Annotated in this window: 1 protein-coding gene; it reads left to right on the top strand. The window is 64.9% G+C overall.

Annotation, left to right across the window (positions count from 1 at the left end; all coding sequences use genetic code 11):
* The first annotated feature begins 102 nt into the window (after positions 1-102).
* Positions 103-507: a VOC family protein gene (locus tag ABD287_RS18445; protein WP_344174823.1), complete on the top strand. Its 405-nt coding sequence runs from the start codon at positions 103-105 to the stop codon at positions 505-507.
* Positions 508-601 lie beyond the last annotated feature (94 nt).

Here is a 601-nt window from a genome sequence, read left to right as displayed (position 1 = left end):
CTGGTTCGGCGCTCTGCTACCCGGAAGAAGCGTGCGCCTCAGGTTGACATCAAGCTGGTTGAGCTTGGAGGGTGATCGTCTAGTGAGGACGGAGTTACTCGGATGATCGATGCGGATATGGCGATACGCCTTGCTCGCCCCAGTGGTGACCTGGCGGCCGCTGAACGCTTCTACGTGCAAGGGCTTGGATTGCATGTGCTCTACCGGGCGGCGGCCGAGGCCCCCGGCGAACATGACTTGATCATCCTCGGCTGGCCACAGGCATCGTGGCACCTCGAACTAGTCGGAGGACCGAACCTAAAGATCCCACCGTCACCGACAGCCGAAGACTTGTTCGTGCTGTACCTGTCGGCGCCAGTCGACGAGTCCTTGGTCGCCGAGCTTGAGCGGGCCGGTGGCCGGCGGATCGCCCAGGGCGCGTACTGGGACCGATGGGGCGTCACGGTGGAGGACCCCGACGGATACCGACTAGTGCTGTCCAGCCGCGCTTGGTCCAACGCCACGTAGCCGACTGCACGCCCCGCTTTTGGGCTGAAAGTGCGCACCGGCCCGCCACCGTCATCCTGGCTCGCGGAGATCCTGCGCGCGGCACAGCATCGCG

This window comes from Pilimelia columellifera subsp. columellifera, from assembly GCF_039532605.1.
In the GTDB taxonomy this organism is placed as follows: Bacteria; Actinomycetota; Actinomycetes; order Mycobacteriales; family Micromonosporaceae; genus Pilimelia; species Pilimelia columellifera.
The sequence above is the reverse complement of the archived record's forward strand: the minus strand, read 5'-3'. Positions and strand labels throughout refer to the sequence as shown.

What these genes read in the sequence shown, in the direction of transcription:
- ABD287_RS18445 (WP_344174823.1), top strand. Translation starts at nt 103, where the DNA reads ATGATCGATGCGGATATGGCGATACGCCTTGCTCGCCCCAGTGGTGAC.